General features: G+C 41.6%; 4 protein-coding genes and 1 pseudogene. 3 read left to right on the top strand and 2 right to left on the bottom strand.

All coding sequences use genetic code 11. The features are described from left to right. Positions 1–65 precede the first annotated feature (65 nt). The 3 genes and pseudogenes from QUA04_RS29165 to QUA04_RS29155 form a co-directional block, all read left to right on the top strand. The gene (locus tag QUA04_RS29165; RefSeq protein ID WP_333264148.1) at positions 66–926 is read left to right on the top strand and encodes a hypothetical protein; all 861 of its coding nucleotides are present in this window, start codon (positions 66–68) and stop codon (positions 924–926) included. A 138-nt stretch (positions 927–1,064) separates the two neighbouring features. Then, entirely contained in the window at positions 1,065–1,358 is a 294-nt protein-coding gene (locus QUA04_RS29160; protein ID WP_333264145.1) for a nucleotidyltransferase domain-containing protein, read from the top strand. Positions 1,359–1,417: 59 nt separating this feature from the next. Continuing rightward, a pseudogene (locus tag QUA04_RS29155) lies at positions 1,418–1,744 on the top strand (HEPN domain-containing protein); the annotation flags it as partial. 14 nt (positions 1,745–1,758) lie between these two features. On the opposite strand, the gene QUA04_RS29150 reads toward QUA04_RS29155, so the two are convergent. Next, positions 1,759–2,337, bottom strand: a complete 579-nt coding sequence (locus tag QUA04_RS29150) for a hypothetical protein (RefSeq protein WP_333264142.1) — start codon at positions 2,335–2,337, stop codon at positions 1,759–1,761. Beyond that, positions 2,334–2,828 (bottom strand): DUF4365 domain-containing protein, encoded by a 495-nt coding sequence (locus QUA04_RS29145; RefSeq protein ID WP_333264139.1) that lies wholly within the window; start codon positions 2,826–2,828, stop codon positions 2,334–2,336. Before QUA04_RS29145 ends, QUA04_RS29150 begins: the two co-directional genes overlap by 4 nt. Positions 2,829–3,021 lie beyond the last annotated feature (193 nt).

The following is a 3,021-nucleotide window of genomic DNA, read 5'->3' as shown; positions in this document are numbered from 1 at the left end:
ATTTTGAACTTCTATATTTTTCACTCCGTTTAAGTTAGTTATATTATACCTCATCTTTCTAAGAAATGCTATATCTCTTTGATAAAGCATTTAATAGTTTAGAACTGATTGGTCAGAACAATCAGCAATTGATAGATGAACTTAATAACATGATGCAGAACAGTCAGCATGAGTACACTTGTGTAAAAGCTGCTGAGTGTTTGGGGAAAATCGTTCCCGGTAATGAGCAGGCGATCGCGAGGTTAGTCGCTCTGATAGAACAAAGTGCTGATAAATTTATTCCTATTCAAGCGGCTTCGAGTTTAACGGAAATTGCCCCCGATCATCCTCAAGCTCCCATAATTATTGAACCTAGCATTTTTGATGTAGTTCGGCAATTACTCGAATGGCTGATTGAAGAAAAAAAATCTAATAAAGACGAATTAAAACGTAGATGGGCTGCAGAAACATTTAATCATATTGTATCTAAATCTCCGCAAGCTGTTAAGGCGCTTATTTATATGATTGAAAATATTCCTGATGAAAATATTATTCGGGATGCTGTCAGGCTTTTAGGAGCATTTGGTCTTAACGATAGGGAAGCGATCGCGTTACTGATTGAGTTGAGTTACCACAGCAATTTTGTAATTAGTATGTCTGCAATTGGATACTTGGGGGGTGCTAACGAAATTCAGGTAGAAGTAATTAAAGTGTTAATTAACATGATTTATTACGCTCCCGATATCCGTATTTATGCAGCTTCTAGTTTGGGAAAAATCCTTAAAAGATATCCGCTATCATCAGCAGTTTCAACTTTGAAAAAGTATATGCAAAGTCATATATATACAGATCGAGATTTCGATACTTATTGTAAGTTATACGAGGTTCTTTCGCAATGCACTCAAACTATGCCTTTCCCAGACTATTATGAAGCTTGGCACAGTTAAGCAACTAATTAATTATTGTTGACTGCAGTGATGTAATGTCTCAATTTAGTGAAATTATATTAACATAGTAAATGTCCGATCGCCCTCCAATCATTTATAACAAATATGAGCCTTAACCATAAACTTAAGAACATACTGATGCAACTTCGATCGCACTTCGAGCAACTCTACGGCGATCGGCTCACACAAATGGTGCTCTACGGTTCCCAAGCCAGAGGCGATGCACGCCCCGACTCTGACATTGATATTTTAGTCGTCCTCAAAGGGCAAGTAAACCCAGGCGAAGAAATTAAAAGAACCAGCCACATTCGAGCCGATTTGTCGCTCCAAAATGATGAAGTCATTAGCTGTCTGTTTATGGACGAACAGCGATTTATACATTACAACGGGCCTTTATTGAGGAACATTCGTAATGAGGGAATAGCTTTATGAAACCAGAACAATTAGACTTACTCCTGAAAGCTCGTCAAAGTATATAGGCGGCAAAGCTCTTACTAAATAATGGTTTCCCAGACTATGCAGCATCCCGCGCTTATTACGCCATGTTTTACATTGCTGAGGCATTTTTAGAGGGCGAAGGAATGTCATTTTCCAGTCATGCCGCAGTAATTGGAGCTTTCGGCCGAGAATTTGCCCGCACAGGAAGAGTTCCTGCTGAGTTTCACCGATTCTTAATCGATGCTCAAGACTTGCGAAATAGTGGGGATTACGGGGGACTTGATACTGTCACTGTCGAGCAAGCTGCGGAGCAAATTAACTGCGGCGAGCAATTTCTAGAATTAGCCCAAAATGCGATCGGCACTTTACCGCCGCCCTAAATACGCGCGATTCCCTACGGGATAGCTACGCTTGACGCCCTTTCATCTCCTTTAGCTTCCTCCACTATCAAAGCAAAACCTTGTACATTCTGCATCACAAAAGATTCACCTACTTTGACCAAATCGCCACCGCAAGTAACAGGCATTCTCTCATTATAAGCTTTCAGTGCTAATTTATAATCAGTTTCTTTGAGTTCAACATAGATTTTCCGCAGCTTGTTCACCACAAACCCCATCATCGCAACCTTACCAATTTTCTCCCCTTCTTCCCGATCGACTTTCACAACAAATCCTTGAATCGCAGTATTGTTTAAACAAGTAATTAAATCGCTTAATATCTCTAATTGAGAACGATTGTCTGACACTTCTAACTTCTTTATAGTGTCACCCATAACTACACCATAATCATCAAAATCCTGGCTAATAGGTTGCTTGATTTCAAATAATTCGCCCCCATCGCTATTCTTGTGCCAAATCCAGGCTCTTCCATAGAACAAGCCTTCATTATGCCAGCCGTTTGTCTGCAAGTATTCTCCCAGAATTTGTGGCTCTATAGTCTTGAGAATTGTGTTGTCTCGCACAGTTACTTTCATGGTAAACCCCGTTGGCTAATGCGCTGCATCATCGATTCGAGAGCTTCTACGGTAAACAGATTGCTGCGGGGCAACTCAACGGTTACACTGGTGGTATTTTGAGTTGCAGGCATCCCCAGCAGCGATACCCAGTAGGCACAATACCTCGTACACATTTCCTGTTCTGATTGTTGTATCCACTCTCCTATATTTTCCGGGACTAAAACTACAACTAAAAGGCGAGGAACAAAGGAGTCGATTCTCAAATCGTTGTAGTTTTTGAGACTCAGAGGATATCGGATACAGTCGCCATCGAGTAGAGCCCTTGATGTACATTTTAACTGTAAGTTAAGTTCTGGACAGTTGGCAGGCCCCTCAATACCTACTGCTGTCAGGTGCAAGTCAATGCTATTATCATCTGACTCTGGCTGATCCACTCTCACGCCAGCCACTGCTGCTACAGCGCGCACGTAAGCTTTGCTAAATAGTTCTTTTCGCTGATTCAGTTCCATTTAAACACAATTCCCAGAAAGGGGCAGGCACGGGCATATTGGTGTCAACTTAATGCCAAACATAGTACCAGTCTTTTGTTGCTCCGATAGGCTTTCGATCCCCCCTAGCCCCCCTTAACAAGCAGGGTGGATTAATTGTCCCCAAGTAAATTATAATAGTCGAGCGCGATCGGATGATCGTCCGATCGCGCTC

The organism is Microcoleus sp. S13_C5 (genome assembly GCF_036700845.1).
Lineage (GTDB): Bacteria > Cyanobacteriota > Cyanobacteriia > Cyanobacteriales > Microcoleaceae > Microcoleus.
The sequence above is the reverse complement of the archived record's forward strand: the minus strand, read 5'-3'. Positions and strand labels throughout refer to the sequence as shown.

Coding starts and splice junctions, on each gene's coding strand:
- QUA04_RS29160 (WP_333264145.1), top strand. CDS start 1,065: ATGCAACTTCGATCGCACTTCGAGCAACTCTACGGCGATCGGCTCACA.
- QUA04_RS29165 (WP_333264148.1), top strand. CDS start 66: ATGCTATATCTCTTTGATAAAGCATTTAATAGTTTAGAACTGATTGGT.
- QUA04_RS29150 (WP_333264142.1), bottom strand. CDS start 2,337: ATGAAAGTAACTGTGCGAGACAACACAATTCTCAAGACTATAGAGCCA.
- QUA04_RS29145 (WP_333264139.1), bottom strand. CDS start 2,828: ATGGAACTGAATCAGCGAAAAGAACTATTTAGCAAAGCTTACGTGCGC.